This is a genomic window from Pseudomonas sp. NFXW11, from assembly GCF_049887815.1.
In the GTDB taxonomy this organism is placed as follows: domain Bacteria; phylum Pseudomonadota; class Gammaproteobacteria; order Pseudomonadales; family Pseudomonadaceae; genus Aquipseudomonas.
The window spans coordinates 70577-93866 of sequence record NZ_JAGEKI010000014.1 but is presented as its reverse complement, the minus strand read 5'-3'; the positions used below and the strand labels follow the sequence as shown (position 1 = coordinate 93866).

The 23290-nt window shown below is 63.6% G+C and carries 20 protein-coding genes; 11 read left to right on the top strand and 9 right to left on the bottom strand.

Going from position 1 to position 23290, the window contains the following annotated elements:
- Window positions 1–50 precede the first annotated feature (50 nt).
- Window positions 51–935 (top strand): LysR family transcriptional regulator, encoded by an 885-nt coding sequence (locus J4P02_RS21010; RefSeq protein WP_426193799.1) that lies wholly within the window; start codon window positions 51–53, stop codon window positions 933–935.
- Between the two features lie 319 nt (window positions 936–1254).
- Window positions 1255–2817, top strand: a complete 1563-nt coding sequence (locus J4P02_RS21005) for a TerC family protein (RefSeq protein WP_426193797.1) — start codon at window positions 1255–1257, stop codon at window positions 2815–2817.
- A gap of 523 nt (window positions 2818–3340) precedes the next feature.
- Here the strand turns inward: J4P02_RS21005 and J4P02_RS21000 are convergent.
- Window positions 3341–3532: a hypothetical protein gene (locus tag J4P02_RS21000; protein WP_426193795.1), complete on the bottom strand. Its 192-nt coding sequence runs from the start codon at window positions 3530–3532 to the stop codon at window positions 3341–3343.
- Between the two features lie 196 nt (window positions 3533–3728).
- Between J4P02_RS21000 and J4P02_RS20995 the strand changes: the two genes are divergently transcribed.
- Window positions 3729–4514, top strand: coding sequence for a hypothetical protein (locus J4P02_RS20995; protein ID WP_426193793.1), 786 nt, complete (start codon window positions 3729–3731; stop codon window positions 4512–4514).
- 3 nt (window positions 4515–4517) lie between these two features.
- On the opposite strand, the gene J4P02_RS20990 is transcribed toward J4P02_RS20995, so the two are convergent.
- Window positions 4518–5093, bottom strand: coding sequence for a type 1 glutamine amidotransferase family protein (locus J4P02_RS20990; protein ID WP_426193791.1), 576 nt, complete (start codon window positions 5091–5093; stop codon window positions 4518–4520).
- Between the two features lie 250 nt (window positions 5094–5343).
- Here J4P02_RS20990 and J4P02_RS20985 point away from each other — a divergent pair, with 250 nt between their 5' ends.
- The 4 genes from J4P02_RS20985 (at window position 5344) to J4P02_RS20970 (ending at window position 9407) form a co-directional block, all read left to right on the top strand.
- A complete protein-coding gene (locus tag J4P02_RS20985) occupies window positions 5344–6102 on the top strand; it encodes a hypothetical protein (protein WP_426193789.1) in 759 nt (252 codons plus the stop codon).
- A gap of 132 nt (window positions 6103–6234) precedes the next feature.
- Entirely contained in the window at window positions 6235–7008 is a 774-nt protein-coding gene (locus tag J4P02_RS20980; RefSeq protein ID WP_426193787.1) for a hypothetical protein, read from the top strand.
- Window positions 7009–7289: 281 nt separating this feature from the next.
- Complete coding sequence (locus J4P02_RS20975; RefSeq protein WP_426193785.1) at window positions 7290–8723, top strand: RtcB family protein; 1434 nt, start codon at window positions 7290–7292, stop codon at window positions 8721–8723.
- Window positions 8724–8861: 138 nt separating this feature from the next.
- Window positions 8862–9407 carry a hypothetical protein gene (locus J4P02_RS20970; protein WP_426193783.1) on the top strand — a complete coding sequence of 182 codons (546 nt, stop codon included), beginning with the start codon at window positions 8862–8864 and terminating at the stop codon, window positions 9405–9407.
- 496 nt (window positions 9408–9903) lie between these two features.
- On the opposite strand, the gene J4P02_RS20965 is transcribed toward J4P02_RS20970, so the two are convergent.
- Window positions 9904–10077 carry a hypothetical protein gene (locus tag J4P02_RS20965; RefSeq protein ID WP_426193781.1) on the bottom strand — a complete coding sequence of 58 codons (174 nt, stop codon included), beginning with the start codon at window positions 10075–10077 and terminating at the stop codon, window positions 9904–9906.
- Between the two features lie 200 nt (window positions 10078–10277).
- Here J4P02_RS20965 and J4P02_RS20960 point away from each other — a divergent pair, with 200 nt between their 5' ends.
- From J4P02_RS20960 to J4P02_RS20945, 4 genes are all read left to right on the top strand, one after another.
- On the top strand, window positions 10278–10667 hold the full coding sequence (locus J4P02_RS20960) for a RidA family protein (RefSeq protein WP_426193779.1): 390 nt from the start codon (window positions 10278–10280) through the stop codon (window positions 10665–10667).
- Between the two features lie 147 nt (window positions 10668–10814).
- Window positions 10815–11579 (top strand): IclR family transcriptional regulator, encoded by a 765-nt coding sequence (locus tag J4P02_RS20955; RefSeq protein ID WP_426193777.1) that lies wholly within the window; start codon window positions 10815–10817, stop codon window positions 11577–11579.
- A 50-nt stretch (window positions 11580–11629) separates the two neighbouring features.
- Window positions 11630–12847, top strand: a complete 1218-nt coding sequence (locus J4P02_RS20950) for an amino acid deaminase (protein WP_426193775.1) — start codon at window positions 11630–11632, stop codon at window positions 12845–12847.
- A 117-nt stretch (window positions 12848–12964) separates the two neighbouring features.
- Entirely contained in the window at window positions 12965–13876 is a 912-nt protein-coding gene (locus J4P02_RS20945; RefSeq protein WP_426193773.1) for a sugar kinase, read from the top strand.
- A gap of 157 nt (window positions 13877–14033) precedes the next feature.
- On the opposite strand, the gene J4P02_RS20940 is transcribed toward J4P02_RS20945, so the two are convergent.
- The 6 genes from J4P02_RS20940 to J4P02_RS20915 all read right to left on the bottom strand — a co-directional run bounded on the left by J4P02_RS20940 (window position 14034) and on the right by J4P02_RS20915 (window position 23285).
- Entirely contained in the window at window positions 14034–14309 is a 276-nt protein-coding gene (locus tag J4P02_RS20940; RefSeq protein WP_011061856.1) for a peptidylprolyl isomerase, read from the bottom strand.
- Between the two features lie 39 nt (window positions 14310–14348).
- Window positions 14349–16901 carry a PAS domain-containing protein gene (locus J4P02_RS20935; RefSeq protein ID WP_426193769.1) on the bottom strand — a complete coding sequence of 851 codons (2553 nt, stop codon included), beginning with the start codon at window positions 16899–16901 and terminating at the stop codon, window positions 14349–14351.
- Between the two features lie 298 nt (window positions 16902–17199).
- Entirely contained in the window at window positions 17200–19155 is a 1956-nt protein-coding gene (locus J4P02_RS20930) for an acetoacetate--CoA ligase (RefSeq protein WP_426193767.1), read from the bottom strand.
- A gap of 217 nt (window positions 19156–19372) precedes the next feature.
- Window positions 19373–20146: a 3-hydroxybutyrate dehydrogenase gene (hbdH, locus tag J4P02_RS20925; protein WP_426193765.1), complete on the bottom strand. Its 774-nt coding sequence runs from the start codon at window positions 20144–20146 to the stop codon at window positions 19373–19375.
- 7 nt (window positions 20147–20153) lie between these two features.
- Window positions 20154–21545: a GntP family permease gene (locus tag J4P02_RS20920; protein WP_426193763.1), complete on the bottom strand. Its 1392-nt coding sequence runs from the start codon at window positions 21543–21545 to the stop codon at window positions 20154–20156.
- Window positions 21546–21866: 321 nt separating this feature from the next.
- Window positions 21867–23285: a sigma-54 interaction domain-containing protein gene (locus J4P02_RS20915; RefSeq protein ID WP_426193761.1), complete on the bottom strand. Its 1419-nt coding sequence runs from the start codon at window positions 23283–23285 to the stop codon at window positions 21867–21869.
- Window positions 23286–23290 lie beyond the last annotated feature (5 nt).

Genomic DNA, 23290 nt, shown 5'->3' with positions numbered 1-23290 from the left:
CTTTGTTAGCCCCTGGCGGCCAGTTCATTACCTTTGAGCTAATACAATTTATGGAAATTCGTCACTTTCGTTACTTCCTGGCGGTGGCCCGGCAGCGCAACTTCACCCGGGCCGCCGAGCAATTGGGCATTGCCCCGCCCACCCTGAGCCGGCAGATCCAGGACATGGAGAAGGCCCTGGGCACCCGGCTGTTCCTGCGCCAGCAACGCGAAGTGAGCCTGACCGAGGCCGGTGCCACCCTGCTGCTGGAAGCCGAGGCCACGGTGCGCCAGTTCGAGTTTGCCCAGCGCAATGCGCAGCGCGCCGGGCGTGGCGAGATCGGCCATATCGAGCTGGGCTACGTGGCCTCGGCGGTGTATTCGGGGCTGTTGCAAAAGCAGGTGCAGGCCTTTGCCCGCGACTGCCCGGACGTCAGCCTCAATGTGCGCGAATGCCCCATGGCGACCCTGCCGGCACGGATCGCCGACGGGCGCCTGGATGTCGGCTACATCCGCTCGCCCATGACCCTGCCGGAAGGGGTGGAGGCGATTCGCCTGGATGCCGAGGGTTTCGTCCTGGCGCTCTCGGCCGAGTCCTGGTTGTGTCGCCTGCCGCAGATCGCCTCCGAGCACCTGCTCAACGAGACTTTCATTCTGCCGGAGCAGATCAGCGGCACCTTGCAGGTGGCGGCCCAGGGAGCCTATGCGCCCAAGCTTGGGCCCCAGCCCGGGGGCCTGGTGGCGGTGCTGGCGCTGGTGTCCCTGGGGCAGGGCGTGGCGGTGGTACCGGAGTCGGTGGTGGGGCATGTGAGCCTGCCCCATGTGCTGTATCGGCCAATTGGCGGCAGTGCCGCGAGCTCCTGGTTGTCGTTGATCCACCGGCGTTTCGAACAGGCACCGGCGGTGGTGCGCTATATCGAGCAGGTGCGCCGGGAGTACCGCCGCCGCCGTGAATAAAATTTTGTAATGATTTCCCGTTGGGGAAAAAAGCCCGCGCGGCTGTAATCTCCAAGTCCGTTTTTTCCTTCAGGACTTGCATGAACACTCTCTCGGAGCCCCCCAGTCGTCGCTCCTTCCGCGCTTTTCCCCAAGACTTCTCGCGCCATCCGGCGGCTCTGAGCCACAGACGCTCAGGCAGCCATGCTCCCGGTTGCACTTCCCTGGCCCTTGCCAGCCCCTGCCTTTACCCGCCCGTATCCAAGGTTTCGCAATCCCTGCACCTTGGCGCTGCGCTGCGCCTGGCCGTTTGATTTTCCGGAGTACTTGAGTCGTCGTTATGGAATGGATCGCAGACCCCACGGCCTGGCTTGGCCTTTTGACCCTGATTGTCCTGGAGCTGGTGCTGGGCATCGACAACCTGGTGTTTATCGCCATCCTTGCCGACAAGCTGCCACCCGAGCAGCGTGACCGCGCACGCTTGATCGGCTTGTCCCTGGCCTTGCTGATGCGCCTGGGCCTGCTGGCCAGCATTTCGTGGATGGTGACCCTGACCCAGCCGCTGTTCGAGGTGTTCGACAAGAGCTTCTCGGGCCGCGACCTGATCATGCTGTTCGGCGGCGTGTTCCTGCTGTTCAAGGCCACCATGGAATTGCATGAGCGCCTGGAAGGCCATGTCAGCCAGCGCGCCGGCAGCGCCAGCTATGCACTGTTCTGGCCGATCGTGGCGCAGATCGTGGTGCTCGACGCAGTGTTCTCCCTGGACGCGGTGATCACGGCCGTGGGCATGGTGGAGCATTTGTCGGTGATGATGATCGCGGTGGTGGTGTCCATCGGGGTGATGATTGTCGCCAGCAAGCCGCTGACTCGTTTCGTCAACGCACACCCGACCGTGATCATGCTGTGCCTGGGCTTCTTGATGATGATCGGTTTCAGCCTGACCGCCGAAGGCCTGGGTTTCCATATTCCCAAGGGCTACCTGTACGCGGCCATCGGCTTCTCGATCCTGATCGAGGTGTTCAACCAGATCGCCCGTGCCCGGCGCAAGAAATCCATGCAGGGCCTGCGCCCTCTGCGCGAGCGTACGGCCTATGCGGTGATGCGCCTGCTGGGTGGGCGCAAGCTGGCGGCGGAAGAGGTGGGCGAGGAGATCGCCGACTTGCTGGAAGACGCCGATGCCCCCGACAGCGAACTGTTCGACCGTCGTGAGCGGGTGATGATCAGTGGCGTCTTGCAGCTGGCACAGCGGCCGATCCGCACGTTGATGACGGTGCGCGCCGAGGTCGATTGCATCGATCTGGCGGATGACCCGCAGAGCATTCGTACCAAGCTGATGCATTCGTCCTACTCGCGCCTGCCGCTGATTCGCAATGGTGTGGTGGATGAGCCCCTGGGCTTCGTGCACAAGAAGGAATTGCTCAAGGAGTACCTGGCGGGCAACGAGCCGAACCTCGAGCACCTGGCCCGCAAGACCCTCAACTTGCTGGACAGCTTCTCGATCCTCAATGCCCTGGAGCAGATGCGCCAGGCCTCGACCCACATTGCCTTTGTGATCAACGAATTCGGCGATTTCATGGGCATCCTGAGCATGACCGACATTCTTGAGTCGATTGCCGGCGAGCTGCCGGATGCCAGCGAGGTCGTCGGCCCGGATGTGCAGGAGTTGGCGGCTGGGTTCTTGGTCAATGGTGCCTTGAACCTGCCCCAGGTCCGCCAGCGCACTGGTTTTGCCGCTGCGCCCACCGAGGATTACCAGACCCTGGCCGGCCTGGTGATGAGCCTGCTGGACCGGCTGCCGGTCAAGGGTGACCGCCTGCAGTGGGAGGGCTGGGACCTTGAGGTCAAGGCGGTGGCAGAGCGCCGGGTGACCCAGGTGCTGTTGTCGCCGCCAAGGCTTGCCTGACTGGCGGGCCTCTTCGCTGGCAAGCCAGCTCCCACGGTGGTTGTAGGGCTGCGCTGTTGTAGGAGCCGGCTTGCCGGCGAAAGCGGGTTCAGCCGGCTGGATGGAAAATATAGCGATCCTTGTCGCTGTGCCTGGACTGTTACAGCGCCTGGTCAGCCTTGATCAGGGCCGATGGGCCGCAGGCATCTGCAGGCCGCGAGGATGGATCAAGCGGGCGCTTGATTTTTCGTCGTTAAATTGACGCTATTGCCATTGGTCGGCTGGGTAAAAAACCCAATCAGGTGTGCGTGTCAAAATCATGTCGCATGCTGTTAAAATAGTGGCCAGCGCCCGCTCCGCAAGGTCGGGCGCATTTTTGTTCGCCGGTTTTGTGGAGTGCTGCTGTGGGTCGTGCGTTGGCGGTTTATATGGTGGGAATGGCCTTGGTGCTGGGGTGTTTTGCCTGGGCGATGGCCGCTGTGCTGACCTGAGTGGCAAACAGCATTCAAGTCGTTTGCGGGCTGTGTCCATCAGCCCTTTCTGATCAGGGTTGCCTGCCGATCAGCAGCAGGGCCCGGTTCAACAGCTCATCCAGGGTTTGGCTGCCATCGAGGCCGGCCCAGGGCTGCTGCAATTGCGCCAACCAGGCGCGGTGCCGCGGTCGGTTGCGACCGGCACAGGCGCCACTGTCATAGGCCGCGGCCCACTGCAGAAACGCCAGGTGCTGATGGTGCATGTCGCCGCCGGGCAGGATGCGCGGGCCTGTCTCCTGTCATCGTGTCTGTGCAAGGTTTCAGTGGTGCAGGCGATGGCTGATCAGCTGGCCGCGCAGAAAATTTGGTGAGTGCCCGCACGGCCCTATATGCTGCCAGCCCCTGGATCAGGCGACCTGTTGCCGGAGCCGGGGCTGATGCATTTTCATGGAGCGAACCGTGCGCTACCCATTCTCGACCTGCCCGGCACGTTACACCCTAGGCGCATTGCTGCTAGGTGTGACGCTTGTGGCCGGTTGCCGGAGCACGCCCCCAGAGTCGCCGGAGCAGCGCCGGCACCATCAATATGTCGACGCCGTGAGTCAGGTGCTGAATCAGCAGGTGCGTCGGGTCAATCTCGATGGCTGGGCCGGTGGCCTGACGCTGCATGCGCTGATCAACCGGCGTAATGAGCTGGTCGGTTGCAGCACCGAGGCCCTGGCTCAATACCCTGTGCAGAACTATCCGGACAACCGCCTGCTGGCGTCCGTGGTGCAGAGAATCTGCTGGGATACGGTGTTTCCCCGCGCGGCGCCGGAGCTATTTTCCGGCGCTTCGCAAGAGCCCCTGGATGTGCGGGTTGCGCTGGTCTTCAGTCGCCCCGGCCGATTGCCGCCCGAGGCGCAGAAAGTTCGCGAAACGGTGCGCGAATACAACGCCAGGGAGGCGTTCATCTGGCGCCGACTCTTCGCCGAGGAACGCCTCGAGAGCATTGGCCAGGCGCGGGTCCAGGGCACGGCCAACGCCCAGGGCCAGGTGCAGGGTTGTCAGGTGCAGTTGACCGCAATCCCCGAGAGAGCCGCCGACTTCAGGCCTGACCCTGAGCTGGTTCAGCGCTTGCAAAGCCGCTGCGCCCAGCTGGATGCTCGGCAATTGCCGGGTTTCTTTGCCTCGGAAACAGTGGGCGACAGCTTTCTCGTCGAGCTGCAGTACACGCCTTGGAAAGGCCGAGCAGAACAGCCTTGAGCGTTACGAACGCGCCTGGCGATGCTCGGCTGCATGCAGTTCGATATAGGCCTTGAGGTTGTCGTCGTCGATGCCCAGGGCCGCCAGCACCTGCTGCATGAAACTCACCGGGGCGCTGCCGGGTGCGGTGACCACCCGCTGGTCTGCCACGGCATAGGGCACATCCTGGTAGTGCGCGGCGCCGGCGTAGTTCAGCGCCAGCAGGTTGGCCGCTGAGTTGGAGGTGTGGCGCACATGGTCCAGCAGCCCGGCCCGAGCCAGTTCCCGGGTGCCGTCGCAGATGCCGGCGATCACGATATTGCGCTCCCTGGCCGCTTGCAGCAGGCCTCGGATATCCGGCGCCTGGTCGCTTTGCCAGGTGGTGCCGCCGCACACCAGCAGCAAGTCCACCTGTTCCAGACGGATCTCTTCCAGGGCCAGGTCCGGGGTTACCCGCAGGCCGCCCATGGAGGTCACCGCAAGGCCCTGGGGGCTGGCGTAGCGACAGTCGAAGCCGTAGTAGGCACGGCCGGTGGCGTTGAGCAGGGCGGTTTCCCAGTCGGCAAAGTTGTCGCAGATAAGGGTGATGGCGCGGGTCATGGGTGTTCCTTCCGTGGTGGGGCGAATGAGTCAGGTGGCGCAGGTTAGCCTGGATTGCAGGCGTGGAGTTAGCGAGTTGCCACCGCCTTGCGGAGCGCAAGAGTGGATGAGAATCGATGACATAAAAGAGCAATTACCATTAGCCTCGGATGCCCGGGTTCCCTTAAGCTTCGCGCCATTGTTCTTCAGGGGTTGCGCGCATTAGCGGCGGCCGCTGTGCAACTACACATGCCAACAGGAATGCAGGGAAATGGATATCAAGGTTGCCGATGTGGCATTCGCGCTGTGCAAGCCAATTTTTGCCGAGAGGAACAAGAAGCAGGTGCAGGTGGGGTCCTGCTCTTTTCTGGAGATGGGCGGTGAAAGCTTTCTCATCACTGCCAGGCATGTACTTGAGACTAAAGGGGATAAGGCCCTGTATGTCGGCACCCGGAAAGGCGGCTTGTCGCTGCATCGGGGTTACTACAAATCAGCGCTGACTGATGTGAAGGGCGATAAATTCGATATCGCAATTTATCCGCTGGGCGCAGCAGACCTGGAGCAGCTCGCGGGCGATGCCTTGTTCATTGATCGGGAGATGATTGTCGAGACTACGCTGCCGACGATGCCGGCCCTTGTCCTGGGCTATCCGAGTTCGAAGAACAAGGGCCCGTTCGCCAGGGACGAGCCGGTACGGGTCGAGGTACATGGGATACACACCGAGGTTGTCGAGACCTCGCCAGAGTATCGGCAAGCCCACGGCGCAACGGCAGAGGCCAACTTTTTCCTCAACTACAGCCGTCCCAAGGGCGAGCCTCAGCTGTTCAGCCCCGTGGGCATGAGTGGTGGCTTGGTGGTGGGGGCGCAACCCTCGCAGAAACCCAAGGTGCTGGGGATGCCGATCGAGAAGAGCAAGGATGGCAAGCGGATTCTGTGCACCCACTACCGCTTCATCTACAACAGCGTCGAACGGATTCTGCTGAGGGCCACGCGTCCTGATAAACAGCCGGTTATCCAGCCAGAGGGCTAGCCGCGCACGGTATTTCGCGAAGTTGCCGAACTTGTAGCCCCTATCACTAAAGCCTTAGCGGCTCGATCGTTAACTGATCGAGCCGGTTTTTGTGGCTCCGGCCCCTTTCTTTGATCAACGAGTTTATTTTCCATGTCACTAGCCATTCCTCGCGCCTTGCCTCTGGCATTGCTGATTCCGACCCTGCTGAGCCTCTCTGCCTGCCAGAGCAAAACCCCGGAGCAGCAGGCTGCACGGGCCCTGGAAATTCAGAAGGTGCGGGAGTTTTCTGCCGCCATCACCGAGGTGCTGCAGCGCAATATCATGGCCGCCAACCCCAAGGGACTGACCGGTGAGGTGGAGTTGCGAGTCAAGCTCGATCGGCAGAACCAGGTGCTCGACTGCCAGGTTCGGCCCCTGGCCAATCAGGCGCTGGCCACGCCGGCCCTGCTGCAGCTGGCCCGCCAGGTGTGCTGGAGCACGATATTTCCCGCCGCCGCGCCTGAAGCCTTTGGTGCTGACGAGCGCATCAATGCCATCACCGATCTGCAGTTCCCGGCGTTCAGCAGCTTGTCCAGTCAGGAGCGCCGGGAGTATCCGCTGCGCGCCAGCCTGTATCGCCAGAGCCAGTTCTTCTGGGACCAGGTGGTGGACGGGCCGGGCATCGACAGCGTCGGCGTGGCCAGTTTCACCTATCGGGCCGATGCCCGGGGGCAGGTCCACGAATGCCAGGTGAAGCTTGAGCGCAGTGAGTTTCGACTGGCCGCGTTCAAGGCCGATAGCGCCTTGCAGCAGCGCCTGACCCGCAAGTGCCAGCAACTGGACCTGCGCCAGATGCCGGATTTCGCGGTGGATGAAACCGGCCTGAGCCAGGGTGAAGTGCTGGTGGAGTACATGCCGTGGCGCGGTGCCGGGTTGCCACGCTAACGCCCTTGGCCGCATCGGGCGAGCCGGGAGTGAAGTGGTTGCGCACTTGCAGCACGCTGCTCGCTCCCGGCAGCCGTATCCTCCTGTCGCGTGTGGTTGTGAGCATTTCCGAACTCAAGAAGAACCCCATGACCCCAAGCGGCAAATAAATCCCTCGTCACCCTTTACATCTTCCCCGCCATTGCCCCATTATCCGCGCCGTCTAAGTTTCGCTGCTGACCAGACAATTCCAGCCACCAATCGGGTGGTTGTTTTGTTGCGTCCAAGAAAAGCAGTTGAAAATGACCAAGACTCCTCTGAAAAGAATTCAGCACAAGCTCGCCCGTTCCGGGGTGGCCATCGAACGCCTGAATTCCAATTCCCTCTCTATTTCCTCGATCAATGACGCCGGGCTCAAGGCCGATCTGTTGCTGCCGGAAAACTTTGCCATCGAGGAGAAAGCCATTCTCCAGCTGATGGATTTCGCCCGGGTGGCTCACCCCCATGGCGGCGAAGTGAAGTGCGCCTGCGCCACGCCGGACTTCCATACCGGCAGCCCGATTCCGGTGGGCAGCGTGATTGTCACCAGCCATGACCTGGTGGTGCCGCAAGCCATTGGCACCGATATCAATTGCGGTATGCGCCTGCACCAGCTGGGGCTGTCCTATGAGCAGTTCATGGCGCAGAAAGCCAAGTGGATCGCCCTGGTGCGCGGCGATCTGCTGGAGGGCACGCGCAACATTCCCACCAGCCCGCTGGCCATGAGCGCGCTGTTCGAGGCCGGGCTCGGCGACTTCTGGAGCCAGGTGCAGCAGCAGGACCCAGTGGGGCTGTTTGCCGGGGCGGATTTCGCCCAGTTGCAACGCGAGCTGGCGGGTTTGCATGAGTCGTCCTTTACCCGTGGCAGTGCCGACTATGCGCCGGAAGCCTTGCAGGACCGCTCGCGGAAAATCCTCCGCGACCCGGGGCTGGGTTCCCTGGGGGGCGGCAATCACTTTGTCGAGATCCAGGTGGTGACCGAGCTGGTGGATCGTCAGGCGTGCTTCACCCATGGCCTGGCCGTGGGGCAGGTGGTGATGATGATTCACACCGGCTCGCGGGACGTGGGCTTCTATGTCGGGCGGCGCTGGATGGACAAGGCCAAGGCCCTTTGGCCGGCAGGGGTCAAGCACCCCGAGTCGAAGATCTTTGCCTTGCAGGGCGAGATGGCCGATGAGTACCTGCTGGCCATGCACAGCGCGGCGCATTACGCCGATGCCAATCGCGCGCTGATCGCCGAGATGGTGCGCCAGCGTACCCGGCAGGTGTTCGGCGGCGGGATCGAAGCGCCGTTGATTGTCGATGTGCCGCACAACATCGTGCTGCGCGAAGAGGTGGGCAATGTGCACCGCAAGGGCGCGACGCCGGCCTATGCCGGGCAGCCGCTGCTGATTCCGGGAAGCATGGGGCATGACTCCTACCTGCTGACCGGGTTGGGCAACGAGCGCTGGATTCGTTCGGCCAGCCATGGCGCCGGGCGTTCCATGTCGCGCAGTGAGGTGCTGGTGCGGGCCAAGCGCGACAAGGCGTTCCTTGGCTTGCAGGGGGTGGAGTGCATCACCAGCAAGGAGGAGCGGATGATCGAGGAAGCGCCAGGGGCCTACAAGGAAATCGGCCAGGTGATCCAGTCCCAGGTGGAAGAGGGGACAGTGTCGGTGATGGCGCGGTTTTCGCCGATCCTGACTTTCAAGGCTTGAGCACAGGGTTGTGCATTTGCCGTTCGGGGGTGTGGCCGATACATTGTCGCGCCCTCGATAGCTTTGCTTGCAATGGGGGCTGTTCAGTCACCTTTGCAGATCGTGAAACTCTTTGCGGCCCACACCGGACGTTCAACCATGAGCCAAGATGAACCCCTGAAGCACGGTGCTGAAGCGCCATTGACCTCGGCCTGCGAGTTTGTCGTCGACAAGCAGCCTCTGGCCGAACTGCTGGCCGTGCTGGCTGAATGTGGCGAGCGGGTGTCCTGCTTTTTCAAACCGGTCCCTTCGATCAAGAGCCTGGGTGAGAGGGCGCGACTGGCGGAGTTTCTGCTGCGCTTTAGCAGCTTTTCCAGCTCGACGGCCATTGGCCAGGTTGCGCCTGAGTTCGGGCCTTTTGCCGTGCTGAATCGATATGAGTTCGAGGGCTCGTTGCTGGCGGTTGCGCTTCGGGGCGGGTGCCATGGGGGCGCTCGTGGGTTGTCGTTGGCCAAGGCCCGGGCCTTGGTGTGCGAAGCGTTGGATGCGGTGTTTCCGGCGCCGTTTTCGGAGCTGGTGGTGTATCGGTTTGACGGTCCTGATTGGTGTGAGTTGACCAGGGGGGCGACGATTTCTTCTGCTTATGTGGTGTGTCAGGGGGCGCGAAATCTGTGGTGGGTGCTGTGTGTTGCTGATTTTGACTGATGCCTTTTGGGGGCGGCAGTTCAGCCACATGGGTAACAGAAAAGTTCAGGCACAGAGGTGACATCCAGCCCTAATCCGCTGCTCTGGCCACAACCTCTGTGGCGAGGGAGCTTGCTCCCGCTCGAGCGCGCAGCGGTCGTAATCCCTGATATCGCGGTTTTTGGGGGCATATCCGTTGCTGTGGGTGTCGCCGCTAAAGGTTTCGCTTTTACAGCGAGGGATTGTGTACATATCCATTGCTGCGGGTGTAGCGGCTATTGGTTTCGCTCTTACAGCGAGTCCCTTTTGGCAGTCGCCCCAAAAGGAACCAAAAGGTCTTGCCCCTCCACTCGGTGCCTCGCCTAGGCTCGGCATGCCCGCACTCCGGCATTGATCCGTGGGCCGCCGCAATGGACCATCCCTGGCCCAGTGCGGCTAACCCGGCGTCCTGCCGGGTTACCCACGGATCAATGCCTGCGTGCGGCCATCGTGGTTAACGGGGCCTTGAAGATCAAAATCAAAAGCCAGATCTGAAGCCAAAGCCAAAGCCAAAGCCAAAGCCAAGCAAAGCAACGCGCGCAGCGCGAGGCGCGAAGAGCTTGGTGATGTTTTGTGGCTGCTGCTCTGGGAGTTGCATTGCTTGTTGATTCCCGAAAGTCGTTCCCCCTCTGTTATCTCTTGCGTGCTTCATGGCACACTCCCTGGCGATTATTCCGTTGTTTCATATTTTATTCCGTTGTAGCGGAATATATCTGTGGCACAAATCCATACTGTCTAGAGACTGTGGGTTTCCCGCACTTGTCGTGACGGCCGCTCAAGCGCCAGCCGGCAGCGGGATAGCGCTCACAAGCCTGGTCCTCGATGGCCGGGCCTCAATCAGGAGAATTCCTTATGAGCATCACCCGTTACGGCACTGGCAGCACCGCAGGCGGTGGTCAGCCGCGTCCTTTTGCCCGTGCAGTGGAGGCCGATGGCTGGCTGCATGTGTCCGGCCAGGTGCCGGCGCTGGATGGCGAAATCATCCATGGCGGCATTGTTGAGCAAACCCACCAGACCCTGCGCAATCTGGTGGCCATTCTCGAAGAGGCCGGCTATGGCCTGGAGGATGTGGTGCGGGTCGGGGTGTGGCTGGAAGACCCGCGGGATTTCTGGAGTTTCAACAAGGTCTTCGGCGAGTACTTCAAGCCCGAGCACGCGCCGGCCCGGGCCTGTGTGCAGGCCAGCATGATGGTGGACTGCAAGGTCGAGATCGATTGTGTGGCTTACAAGAAGAAGCCCTGATGGGGGCGTGTAGGCGCTGGCCTGTAGGAGCTGGCTTGCCAGCGAAGGCGTCGGCAAGTTCAGCGCACGGCTCGAGGGCTTCTTCGCCGGCAAGCCGGCTCCTACAGTCGATAGCGGCGTTGCCATTGTGTGGGGAAGGCAAGGTAGATGAGCGAAGACAACATCAAGCGGCGGGCCAAGGGCCTGGATCGGGCGTTCGATATCCTCGATTTTCTCAAGGAGATCGGCCAGCCGCTGCGCCCCAACGATATCGCCAAGGGCGTCGGCAGCCCCAAGTCCACGGTCTATGAGCTGGTGGAGTCGCTGCTGCAGCGGCGCATTCTGGAGCCGGTGGGCAATGATGGCCATGTGTACCTGGGGCGTCAGTTGTACTTTCTCGGCCAGGCGCATTTGCGCCATTTCGATCTTAGCCGCGAGGCCGATCAGGCGTTGCAGGAGATCGTCAGCCAGACCCAGGAAACCGCGCAGATGTGCCTGCTCAACGGGCGCAAGTACACGGTGGCGCTGATGAAGGAGGGCGAGCGGCATTTTCGCATTTCCTCGAATATCGGTGAGAACGCGCCCATTCCCTGGACCGCGTCCGGGCGCTTGCTGCTGGGGCATCTGAGTGATGAGCAGATTGTCGAGCTGATCGATGAGCAGGACTTCATCCTCCCCGACGGCCAGCGCCTGTCGCTGGAGGTGTTCCTCAAGGAAATCCGTCAGGCCACCGCGGACGGGTTCTTTTCCTTCGACAGCATCGCCGACACCTTCACCCATTGTTTTGCCGCACCGGTGCGGGATGAGCAGGGGGTGTGCATCTGCACCCTGTGCATTGTCGCGCCCCGGGCCGATGCCCAGAGCCACTACCAGCAATACCGTCGGGTGCTGATCGACAGCGCCAACCGGCTGGCCCGGCGGATCAACGATTAAGGCTTGTACCTCGCGGCCTTGAGCGGCCGCCCTGAAAAAGGAGTGTCACTATGTCTGCCGAATTGAACCTGCCGCTGGTGGAAAAGGGCGTTGCCTCCCAAGGCGCCAAGCTGTTGCAGGACGTCAGCCTGCCGGCCCTGGTACTGCACCGCGGGGCCCTGGAGCACAACATTCGCTGGATGCAGAAGTTCGTCAGCGACAGCGGTGCCGAGCTGGCACCCCACGGCAAGACCAGCATGATGCCCGGGCTGTTCCAGCGGCAATTGCAGGCGGGCGCCTGGGGCATCACCCTGGCCACCGCGGTGCAGACTCGTGCCGCCTACGCCCATGGCGTGCGCCGGGTGCTGATGGCCAACCAGCTGGTGGGGGCGCCGAACATGGCGCTGATCGCCGAGCTGTTGGCCGATGTCGATTTCGACTTCTATTGCATGGTCGATCACCCGGACAACGTCGCCGACCTGGGGGCCTTCTTCGCCGCGCGTGGGCTCACCCTCAAGGTGATGATCGAGTACGGCGTGCTGGGCGGGCGCTGCGGTTGCCGCAGCGAGCAGGAGGTGCTGGAGCTGGCCCGCGCCATCCAGGCGCAGCCGGCGTTGGCGCTGTGCGGCATCGAGGGTTACGAAGGGGTGATCCATGGCGACCAGGCCATCAGTGGCATTCGCCAGTTCGCCGATTCCCTGGTGCGCCTGGCGGTGGACCTGCACAACGACGGGCTGTTCTCCATCGAGCGGCCGATCATCACCGCCTCGGGCTCGGCCTGGTACGACCTGATTGCCGAATCCTTCGAGACCCACAACGCCAAGGGCCGCTTCCTCAGCGTGCTGCGCCCGGGCAGTTATGTGGCCCACGACCATGGCATCTACAAGGAAGCCCAGTGCTGCGTGCTGGAGCGGCGTGCGGACCTGGAAGAGGGCCTGCGCCCGGCGATGGAGGTCTGGGCCCATGTGCAGTCCTTGCCGGAACCGGGCTTTGCGGTGATTGCCCTGGGCAAGCGCGATGTGGCCTTTGACGCCGGTTTGCCGCTGCCGCTACGCCGCTATCGGGCCGGCGCCGAGGCCGGGCCTGGGGATGATATGAGCGCCTGCAAGGTCACCGCGGTGATGGACCAGCATGCCTTTCTCACTGTGGCGCCGGGGCTGGAGCTGCGAGTTGGCGACATCATTTCCTTCGGCACCTCGCACCCCTGCCTGACCTTCGACAAGTGGCGCACCGGCCTGCTGGTGGACGAGCGCCTGCAGGTGCTGGAAAACCTGGAAACCTGCTTCTGACCTGTAGGAGCCGGCTTGCCGGCGAAGGGGTCCATATGCCTTGCACTGATAGTGCGGACGCCTTCGCTGGCAAGCCTGCTCCTACGCATTGAGCTGTGTGCTTGGGGGAAGTTGGCAATGAACAACCAGAAACGCATCGCCGCCATTGGCGAATGCATGATCGAACTGCAGCAGCGCCACGACGGCAGCCTGCAGCAGAGTTTTGGCGGCGATACCTTGAACACCGCCGTGTACCTGGCTCGAGAGCTGGGGGGCGCGGCCCAGGTGGATTACGTCACTGCCCTGGGCTACGACAGTTTCAGCGACGCCATGTGCCAGAGCTGGGCCGAGGAGGGTATCGGCCTGGACAAGGTGCAGCGCCTGCCCGGGCGCTTGCCGGGGTTGTACTGCATTCAGACCGACGCCCGGGGTGAGCGGCGGTTCCTTTACTGGCGCAATGAAGCAGCGGTGCGCGATTGCTTCAATACCGCGGCAGCGGGGGCGATTCTTGCGGACCTGCGGGATTACGACGTGCTGTATTTCAGCGGCATCACCCTGGCGGTGCTGGGGGAGCAGGGGCGTCGCAAGCTCCTCGACCTGCTGCTGGAGGCGCGTATCCGTGGGGCCCAGGTGGTGTTCGACAACAACTACCGGCCACGGCTCTGGGCCTCGGTGGAACAGGCGCGGGAGGCTTATCGCCAGGTGCTGGCCCAGGTCGATCTGGCCCTGTTGACCCTGGACGACGAGCAGGCGCTATTCGGTCATGAGCAGGCCCAGGAGGTGTTCGCTGCTTACCCGGATATTGCCGAGGTGGTGATCAAGCGCGGAGCCGAGTCCTGCCTGGTGCGTGTTCAGGAGGCGATCCACGAGATTCCGGCGCTGCCGGTGGCGCAAGTGGTGGACACCACCGCGGCGGGGGATTCGTTCAGTGCGGCCTACCTGGCCAGTCGCTTGCTGGGGGGCGGCCCGGTGCAGGCGGCCGAGGCCGGGCACCGGCTGGCCAGCCGGGTGATCCAGTACCCCGGGGCACTGATCCCCCGGGAATCGTAGGAGCCGGCTTGCCGGCGAAGAGGCCCGTAAGCCATGCGCTGTTCGTGCCGGCGCCTTCGCGGGCGAGCCCGCTCCTACAAAAGCGGGTGCAGCGGCGTTTTTGCCAACGTAGGAGCCAGCTCCTACACAAATCAGCGCCTGCGAGGTCCGCGAGGGCTCAATCGCGGAAGAACACCTGCACCAGGTGGTAGCCGAACTTGCTCTTGATCGGGCCGTGCACGGTGCGCAGAGGTTTCTTGAAGATCACCTGGTCGATAGCGCCGACCATCTGCCCCGGGCGCACTTCGCCCAGGTCGCCGCCGCGCTTGCCTGAGGGGCAGGTGGAGTATTTCTTGGCCAGCACGTCGAAGGCTTCGCCCTTGGCGATGCGCTGCTTGAGCTGCTCGGCTTCTTCGGCGGTTTTCACCAGGATATGGCGGGCTTGGGCTTTCATGTTCAGGTGACCTGGTTGCGGGAAATCGGCGGTCGCGGATTATGCCTGATTTGCCGGCTCGCGGCCGATCATCCGACGAATCTTCTGCGCCAGTTCCTCGATGGAAAACGGCTTGGCCAGCAAGTCCATGCCCGGTTCGAGGAAGCCCTGGCGCTCGGCGGCCTTCTCCGCATAACCGGTCATGAACAGCACCTTCAGCCCCGGCCGCTGCTGCCGGGCGATTTCCGCCAGCTGCCGGCCGTTCATCCCCGGCAGGCCAACGTCGGTGATCAGCAGGTCGATGCGCATCGGCGATTCCAGCAGCGGCAGGGCGCGGCGGGCGTCCTCGGCCTCCACGGCCTGGTAACCCAGTTCGCTCAGCACATTGAGCACCAGCATGCGCACTGCGGGCTCGTCCTCCACCACCAGCACGCTTTCCCCGGCCAGGGCCTGGGGCGCCGGGTGGTTGTCGGTGTTCTCGGGAAGGTCTTCGGAGCTGCTGTGCAGGCGCGGCAGGTAGAGGCGCACGCAGGTGCCTTGGTCCGGCTCGCTGCTGATGCTCAGGTGGCCGCCGGACTGCTGGGCGAAGCCGTAGATCATCGACAGCCCCAGGCCCGTGCCCTGGCCTATGGGTTTGGTGGTGAAGAAGGGGTCGAAGGCCTTGGCCAGGATTCGCGGGCTCATGCCGGCGCCGTTGTCGCTGACCCCGAGCATCACGTAGTCGCCGGCCTTGACCGGCTCCAGGGTGCTGATATCGCTGCCGTCGAGGTAGCTGTTGGCGGTTTCGATCAGCAGTCGGCCGCCGTCGGGCATGGCATCGCGAGCGTTGATCACCAGGTTGAGCAGGGCGTTTTCCAGCTGGCTGGCATCGCTGTTCACCCGCCAGATGCCCTCCGCCAGTTGCATCTGCAATTCGATGTGCTCGCCCTTGGTGTGGTTGATCAGCTCGTGCAGCGAGCGCACCAGCTGGTTCGGGTCCAGGGGCCGGCGATCCAGCGACTGGCGACGGGAGAAGGCCAGCAGTCGGTGGGTCAGGGCCGCGGCGCGCTTGGCCGAGGACATGGCGGATTCGGCGAAGCGGCCGATTTCCTCGCCGCGACCCCGGTCGATATAGCGCTGCATCAGGTCCAGGCTGCCGATGATGCCGGTGAGCATATTGTTGAAGTCGTGGGCGATGCCGCCAGTGAGCTGGCCCACGGCTTCCATCTTCTGCGCATGGCGCAGGGCGTCTTCGGCGCGTTCGCGCTCGAACATCTCGTTCTGCAGGCGCTGGTTGGCGGTGGCCAGGGCCTCGGTGCGGTGGTTGACCCGTTCTTCCAGGGTTTCGTTGAGGTTGCGCAGGGCTTCCTCGGTCTGCCGGCGCTCGGTTTCATCGATGACGAAGATGTAGAAACCATTGATCGCGCCATCGGCGCCGAGGCGCGGCAGGTACTTCATCAGCGCGTGGCGCGGGCGGCCGTCGCGGTGCGGCGAATCGGCCTCGAAGCTGCACGGCTTGCCGGCCAGCGCCGCGGCGATATTGTCGGCGCGGGTGGCGTAGATCTCGTCCCCCACCACTTCGCGGATGGTCCTGCCGTACAGCTCCTGCGGGGTCAGGCCGTACCAGTCCAGGTAGGCGCTGTTGTTCAGGCGGAAGCGTTCTTCGCGGTCGACGTAGCCGATCAGCACCGGCATGGCGTTGATGATCAGTTGCAATTCGGTCTGGCTCTGGCGCAGCGCCTGTTCCATCTGCTTGCGTTCGGTAAGGTCCAGGGCGGCGCCGAGAAAGCGCGTGGGCCGGCCGTGGTGGTCCTTGTAGCAGCGGCCCCGGGCGAACACCCAGCGCACCTGGCCGTCGGCCAGCTGCAGGCGGTATTCCTCGGCGTATTCGCTGCCGTGGGTGATGCAGTGCTTGATGCTCCGGGCCACCATGGCGCGATCCTCCGGGTGCACGCCCTTGAGGTATTCGCTGATGGGCAGTTGCCTTGAGCGTTGCGGGTCGACGCTGTGCAGCTGGGCAAAGTGCGCGTCGGCAATAAAGCGGTCCTCACCGATGTCCCAGTCCCAGGTGCCCACCGCGTCGGTGGCCGCCAGCGCCAGTTGCAGGCGTTCCTCGGTTTCATGCTGGGCCCGCAGGCTGGCGGCAGAACGCTGCTGCAGCTCCAGGGCGATGCGCCGGCGTTCGTTGGTCTCGATGGCGGTCACCAGGATTCCAGCCACATCGCCGCGCTCGTTGCGGATCGGGCTGTAGGTCAGGTCCAGCCAAAGGTCGTACTCACTGCCGTCGTGGCGTTGCAGGCTGAAGCGCTGTTCGCTGAAGGTGCGCACCTGACCGTTTAGCACGGCGCGGTAGACGGGGTCGGTGAAGTCCATCAGCTCCGGCCAGATCAGGTGCGCCGGCTGGCCGAATGCCCCGGGGTGCTTGTTGCCGGCCAGCAGGGCGAAGCCATCGTTGTAGATCTGCGTCAGCTCGCCGCCCCAGAGCAGCAGCATTGGCATGGGGGAATGGATAACGATATCCACCGCGGTGCGCAGGCTCTGCGGCCAGTGGGCGGCTTCGCCAAGCGCGGTGCTCGCCCAGTCCAGGCGGGCAATCAGGTGGGCGGCTTCGCTGCCGGGGTGGGAGCCATTCATGTCGAGGGTGTCCTGAGTGGAGCAGTCGTGCGCGGCGAGGCGTCAGGCTCGCTGACTCGAAAAGTCGCATGGACATGCGGTGCATATTCAAACGGATGGAGTGTGGAAGTTTCTGGCAGGGTTATTTTCACCTGCTTTTATCGCAGATGACCAGTCTAGAGGGGCTGAGCGGTTATCTCCGTGGCGCCTGCCGATGCCGTTGTCCGCAGGAGCTGGCTTGCCAGCGAAGAGGCCCTTGCCTGGTGCGCGGGCCTGGATGACGCCTTCGCCGGCAAGCCGGCTCCTACAAGGGGCGGGTTCAGCTGCGCAGTTCCTCGCGCTCGCGAAATTGCTCCAGGGCCTCGGGGTTAGCCAGGGCGTCGGTGTTTTTCACCGGCAGGCCGTGCACCACATTGCGCACCGCCAGCTCGACGATCTTGCCGCTGATGGTCCGGGGAATATCGGTCACGGCGAGGATCTTCGCCGGCACATGGCGCGGCGTGGTGTTGTCGCGGATCACCTGGCGGATGCGTTGCTGCAACTCTTCGTCCAGTTGCACGCCCTCTTGCAGGCGCACGAACAGCACCACCCGCACATCCTGTTGCCAGCTCTGGCCGATGGCCAGGCTTTCCAGCACCTGTTCCAGCTTTTCCACCTGGCGGTAGATCTCGGCAGTGCCGATGCGCACCCCGCCGGGGTTGAGCACCGCATCGGAGCGACCGTGGATCAGCCAGCCGCCGTGGGCCAGTTGCTCGGCGTAGTCTCCCTGGGCCCAGACCCCGGGGAACTGGCTGAAGTAGGCCGCCCGCAGCTTGCTCTGGTCCGGGTCGTGCCACAGGCCCACGGGAATGCTGGGAAAATGCCGGGTGCACACCAGTTCGCCTTTCTCCCCCAGTACCGGTTGGCCCTGCTCGTTCCACACCTCGATGGCCATGCCCAGGCCCTTGCCCTGCATCTCGCCACGGCGCACCGGCTGCACCGGGTTGCCGGCGACAAAGCAGGCGACGATATCGGTGCCGCCGGACATCGAGGCCAGGCACAGCTCGCTTTTGATCTCGCGGTAGACGTAGTCGTAGCTCTGCGGCGACAGCGGCGAGCCGGTGCAGAGCAGGGTTTTCAGGCTGTCCAGGCGATGGCTCAGGCGCGGCCGGCTGCCGGCCTTTTCCAGGGCCGCCAGGTATTTGGGGCTGGTGCCGAAGACGTTGATGCTTTCGCGGTCGATCAGGTCGATCAGGTGTTCATTGGCAGGGTGGAACGGCGAGCCGTCATAGAGCACCAGGCTGGCGCCGGTGGCCAGGGCCGAGACCAGCCAGTTCCACATCATCCAGCCGCAGGTGGTGTAGTAGAACAGGCGCTGGCCGGGGCCCAGATCGGCATGCAGGCCGTGTTCCTTGAGGTGCTGCAACAGCACCCCGCCGGCACCGTGGACGATGCACTTGGGCACCCCGGTGGTGCCGCTGGAATAGAGGATATACAGCGGGTGGTCGAAGGGCAGGGGCACGAACTGCGGCTCGCCGCCGGGCTGGTAGAAATCGTGCCACAGGCTGACCTGGGCGGGGCTCTGGTAATCCTCGGCGCGGGCCTGGGGCCGGCTGCCGGGCACGATCAGCAACTGCTCAAGCGACGGCAGGCGTTCGAGGATCTGTTGCAGCTTGGCGCTCTGGTCGATGTCCTTGCCGGCGTAGTGGTAGCCGGCGCAGGCGATCAGCACCTTGGGCTCGATCTGGCCGAAGCGATCAATCACCCCCTGGGTGCCGAAGTCCGGCGAGCAGCTGGACCAGATGGCCCCCAGGCTGGTACTGGCGAGCATGCCCACCAGGGTCTGCCAGGTATTGGGCATGCACGCCGCCACCCGGTCCCCCGGGCCGACGCCGATTTGCCGCAGGCTGCGCTGCAGGCCGGCGACCTGTGCCGCCAGTTCCGCGTAGCTCAGCTGTTGGCGCTGGCCGAGTTCATTGATGGCGATCACCGCCACTTCAGCGTCCCAGCGCTTGAGCAGGTGCTCGGCAAAATTCAGGGTAGCGCCGGGAAACCACTGGGCACTGGGCATGTGCGGGCCTTCGCGGAGCACGCATTCGGCAGGCTGGTGAAAGCTCACCTCGAAGAAATCGACGATGGCCTGCCAGAAGGCTTCGCGCTGATCGATGCTCCACTGGTGCAGGCTGGGGAAGTCATCGAGCGCCAGGCCATGGCGCTGATTGACGAAGCGGCGGAAGGCATCGATGCGCGTACTCTCGATGCGCTCGGCGCTGGGTTGCCAGAGAATGTCGGACATGCAAGGCCTCTGTTTCTTCTTATGTTGGGTGGGGCTCTGTCACTGTTTGTGGCGAGGGAGCTTGCTCCCGCTGGGGCGCGTAGCGGCCCTGAAACCAGGCAACCGAGATTCAACTACAAAACGCGGTCGTCTGGTTGGCGACCGCTGCGCGGTCGAGCGGGAGCAAGCTCCCTCGCCACGCTGCTGGTCGCTTGTAGCTTGTAGCTTGCCACTGCGCTTATTGCGCCAGCCATCCGCCATCGATATTCCACGCCGCGCCACGCACCTGGGCACCGGCTTCACTGCACAAAAATAGCACCAGCTCCCCCAGGTGCGCCGGGGTGACGAACTCCAGGGAGGGCTGTTTTTCCGCCAGCAGGTCATGCTGGGCCTGCTGCGGGTCGACGCCGCTGGCCACTCGGTCATCGATCTGCTTCTGCACCAGCGGGGTCAGTACCCAGCCCGGGCAGATGGCGTTGCAGGTGACGTTGCTGGTGGCGGTTTCCAGGCCCACCACCTTGGTCAGGCCAATTACCCCGTGCTTGGCCGCCACATAGGCCGCCTTGCCCAGCGAACCCACCTGGCCATGCACCGAGGCGATATTGACGATGCGCCCCCAGCCCTTGTCGCGCATGCCCGGCAGCCCCAGGCGGGTGCTGTGGAACACCGATGACAGGTTGATGGCGATGATCGAATCCCAGCGCTCCACGGGGAATTCCTCCACCGCCGCCACATGCTGGATGCCGGCGTTGTTGACCAGGATATCGACCCCGCCGAACTCCCGTTCGGCGTAGGCGAACATGTCGGCGATCTGTGCCGGATCGCTGACGTCCGCGGGGTGATGACCGACCTGGCCGCCGAACTGGGCCACCTCGGCGATCACCTTCGAGGCGTCGCCAAAACCGTTGAGAATCAGCTTGGCCCCGGCCTTGGCCAGCACCAGGGCGATGCCCAGGCCGATGCCGCTGGTGGAGCCGGTGACCAGGGCGGTCTTGCCTGAAAGAGTGCTCATGAATACCTCACACAATGCCGGTGGCGTAGAAAGTGGCGATAACGACGAACACCGCCAGGGTCTTGATCAGGGTGATGCAGAAAATATCCTTGTAGGCCTCGCGGTGGGTCAGCCCGGTCACCGCCAGCAAGGTGATCACCGCGCCGTTGTGCGGCAGGGTGTCCATGCCGCCGCTGGCCATGGCGGCCACCCGGTGCAGCACTTCCAGGGGAATGTTGGCGGCGTGGGCGGCGCTGATGAAACTTTCGGACATGGCCGCCAGGGCGATGCTCATGCCGCCGGAAGCCGAGCCGGTGATGCCCGCCAGCAGGGTCACGGTAATGGCCTCGTTCACCAGCGGGTTGGGGATGCTTTTCAGCCAGTCGGCCAGTACCAGGAAGCCCGGTAGCGACGCAATCACCGCGCCGAAACCGTACTCCGAGGCGGTGTTCATGGCCGCCAGCAGGGCGCCGCTGACCGCGCTCTTGCTGCCCTCGGCGAGCTTGCTGCGAATCGCCGAGAAGCCGAACACCAGCACCATGACAATGCCCACCAGCAAGGCCGCCTGCACCGCCCAGATGGCGGTGAGCTTGGCGATTTCGCTGGTCACCGGCGCCGCCATGCCGGGCAGGCTGAGGCTGTGGGTCTTGCCGTACCACTGGGGAATCCAGTGGGTGAACAGCAGGTTCATGATGCCCACCAGCAGCAACGGCGAAAGGGCCAGCCAGGGGTTGGGCAGTTTCAGGTCCTCGGCGGTTTCCGGTTCGTTGCGCAGCTCGGTACCGTAGCCTTCACCGGCCTTTTGCGCCTTGTTGCGCTGGCGCTGGAGAAACAGCATGCCGGCGCAGAACACAAAGACGGTGCCGATCACCCCAAGCCAGGGCGCGGCCCAGGCCGTGGTGTTGAAGAAGGTGCTGGGGATGATGTTCTGGATCTGCGGGGTGCCGGGCAGGGCGTCCATGGTGAAGGAAAAGGCACCCAGGGCGATGGTGGCCGGAATCAGCCGCTTGGGGATATTGCTCTGGCGGAACATCTCGGCGGCGAAGGGGTAGACCGCGAACACCACCACAAACAGCGAGACCCCGCCGTAGGTCAGCAGTGCGCACACCAGCACTATCACCAGCATGGCCTGGCGGGTGCCCAGCAGGCGGATGGCGGCAGCGACGATAGAGCGGGAAAAGCCCGACAGCTCGATCAGCTTGCCGAACACCGCGCCCAGCAGGAACACCGGGAAATACAGCTTGATGAAACCGACCATCTTCTCCATGAACACCCCGGTAAAGGCGGGCGCCACGGCGGACGGGTCGGTGAGCAGCACCGCGCCGAGGGCGGCGATGGGGGCGAAGAGGATGACGCTGTAACCACGGTAGGCGGCGAGCATCAGCAGCGCCAGGGCTGCCAGGGCAATGATCACACTCATGGTGTGTCTCTCCAGGATTGTTATTTTTGTGGGGTGTTGCGTGTGGAGAGGCTTATAGCGAGAACTGTGCCATTTATATAACTTGTTGAAATTAAAGGATATTTTGGTATTTTTTTGATGGGCGACAGTCAATGAGTCTCTGAATGGAGACGGTGTGGCGAGGGAGCTTGCTCCCGCTGGAGCGCGTAGCGCTCCCCAGGCCGGCCACTGGGTGGTATCAGAAAGACCAGCATGGCCGGGTTTGGGGCCGCGGGCGGCCCAGCGGGAGCAAGCTCCCTCGCCACAGAATGTAGTTGTCTCTATATGGGGATTCTTGTCTCTTTATGGAGATTCGGCAATCCCCAGGGCCGCCATCTTCTTGTACAGCGTGGAGCGCCCCAGCCCCAGGCGCCGGGCCGCCTCGTCAACCTTGCCGGCGCATTGCGCCAGGGTGCTGCTGATCAACTGCCGATCGAAGCGCTCTCGGGCCTGGGCGAAGCTTTCCTGGTGTTGCACTTCGAGGGCCAGCGGCGCTGCACTGCGTTGCACCGGGCTGAAGTTGCCAATCGCCGCGCGAATGTCCGCGGCGCCCAGCAGCAGGTCGTCGCTGAGCAGTGCCGCCCGCTCCAGCACATTGCGCAACTCGCGGATATTCCCCGGCCAGGCATGCTGGCCCAGCAGCGCCAGGGCCTCGGGGGCCAGTTCGTGCTGGCTGCGCAAGTCTTCGAGAATGCCCTCGCTCAGGGCCGGCAGGTCGTCCAGGCGTTCGCGCAGCGCCGGCACCTGGATCGGCAGCACATTGAGCCGGTAGTAGAGGTCGGCACGGAACTCGCCGCGCTTGATCGCCGCCTCAAGGTCAGTGGAGGTGGCGGCAATGATCCGCACATCGCTGTGGATCACCTCGTTGGAGCCCACCGGCTCGAACTCCTTCTCTTGCAGCACCCGCAGCAGCTTGCTTTGCAGGGGCAGTGGCATATCGCCGATTTCATCGAGGAACAGGCTGCCGCCCTGGGCAATCTGCAACTTGCCCGGGCGGCCCTTGCGGTCTGCACCGGTGAAGGCGCCGGGGGCGGTGCCGAAGAATTCCGCTTCCAGCAGGGCTTCGGGAATGGCCGCGCTGTTGATGCTGACAAAGGCTTTGTGGGCCCGTGGCGAGGCGGCGTGGATGGCCTGGGCCAGCAGCTCCTTGCCGGTGCCGGTTTCCCCCTGCAGCAGGATCGGCGATTCGGCGCTGGCGCCGCGTCGGGCACGGCGCTTGACCTCCAGGCTGGCGGCGCTGGTGCCAATGAAATGGGCGAAGTTGTACTTGGTTTGCCGGGCCCGCAGCAGCGAGCGGGTGGAGGCCAGTTCCTCCTGCATGCTCAGGTAGCGCTTGAGCATCGGCGAAAGGCTGCGCAGTTCGTCGAACAGGGCGAAGCCGATGGCGCCGATCACCGTGCCGGCGGCGTCGTGGATCGGCAGGCGCATCACCACCAGGGGTTCCTTGGGGGTGTCCTGCATGTCCAGCAGGATCGGCCGGCCAGTGCGCACCACTTCCCGCAGCAGGCTGCCGGGGATCACGCTTTCACAGGCCTTGCCGATGGCGAAGGCGGCGGACTCCAGGCCAAAGCGCCGGGCATAGCGCTCGTTCATCCAGACGATATTGGCGTCGCGATCGACGATCACCGTGCCTTCGCTGGACTGCTCGATGATCTCGAACAGCGAGCGGATCGCCAGTTGGCGAACACGCTGGTAATCCTTGAGGCTTTCGCTGTCGTTCATGGCGG

Coding starts and splice junctions, on each gene's coding strand:
- J4P02_RS21010 (WP_426193799.1), top strand. CDS start 51: ATGGAAATTCGTCACTTTCGTTACTTCCTGGCGGTGGCCCGGCAGCGC.
- J4P02_RS21005 (WP_426193797.1), top strand. CDS start 1,255: ATGGAATGGATCGCAGACCCCACGGCCTGGCTTGGCCTTTTGACCCTG.
- J4P02_RS21000 (WP_426193795.1), bottom strand. CDS start 3,532: ATGCACCATCAGCACCTGGCGTTTCTGCAGTGGGCCGCGGCCTATGAC.
- J4P02_RS20990 (WP_426193791.1), bottom strand. CDS start 5,093: ATGACCCGCGCCATCACCCTTATCTGCGACAACTTTGCCGACTGGGAA.
- J4P02_RS20985 (WP_426193789.1), top strand. CDS start 5,344: ATGGATATCAAGGTTGCCGATGTGGCATTCGCGCTGTGCAAGCCAATT.
- J4P02_RS20980 (WP_426193787.1), top strand. CDS start 6,235: ATGTCACTAGCCATTCCTCGCGCCTTGCCTCTGGCATTGCTGATTCCG.
- J4P02_RS20975 (WP_426193785.1), top strand. CDS start 7,290: ATGACCAAGACTCCTCTGAAAAGAATTCAGCACAAGCTCGCCCGTTCC.
- J4P02_RS20970 (WP_426193783.1), top strand. CDS start 8,862: ATGAGCCAAGATGAACCCCTGAAGCACGGTGCTGAAGCGCCATTGACC.
- J4P02_RS20965 (WP_426193781.1), bottom strand. CDS start 10,077: ATGAAGCACGCAAGAGATAACAGAGGGGGAACGACTTTCGGGAATCAA.
- J4P02_RS20960 (WP_426193779.1), top strand. CDS start 10,278: ATGAGCATCACCCGTTACGGCACTGGCAGCACCGCAGGCGGTGGTCAG.
- J4P02_RS20955 (WP_426193777.1), top strand. CDS start 10,815: ATGAGCGAAGACAACATCAAGCGGCGGGCCAAGGGCCTGGATCGGGCG.
- J4P02_RS20950 (WP_426193775.1), top strand. CDS start 11,630: ATGTCTGCCGAATTGAACCTGCCGCTGGTGGAAAAGGGCGTTGCCTCC.
- J4P02_RS20945 (WP_426193773.1), top strand. CDS start 12,965: ATGAACAACCAGAAACGCATCGCCGCCATTGGCGAATGCATGATCGAA.
- J4P02_RS20940 (WP_011061856.1), bottom strand. CDS start 14,309: ATGAAAGCCCAAGCCCGCCATATCCTGGTGAAAACCGCCGAAGAAGCC.
- J4P02_RS20935 (WP_426193769.1), bottom strand. CDS start 16,901: ATGAATGGCTCCCACCCCGGCAGCGAAGCCGCCCACCTGATTGCCCGC.
- J4P02_RS20930 (WP_426193767.1), bottom strand. CDS start 19,155: ATGTCCGACATTCTCTGGCAACCCAGCGCCGAGCGCATCGAGAGTACG.
- hbdH (WP_426193765.1), bottom strand. CDS start 20,146: ATGAGCACTCTTTCAGGCAAGACCGCCCTGGTCACCGGCTCCACCAGC.
- J4P02_RS20920 (WP_426193763.1), bottom strand. CDS start 21,545: ATGAGTGTGATCATTGCCCTGGCAGCCCTGGCGCTGCTGATGCTCGCC.
- J4P02_RS20915 (WP_426193761.1), bottom strand. CDS start 23,285: ATGAACGACAGCGAAAGCCTCAAGGATTACCAGCGTGTTCGCCAACTG.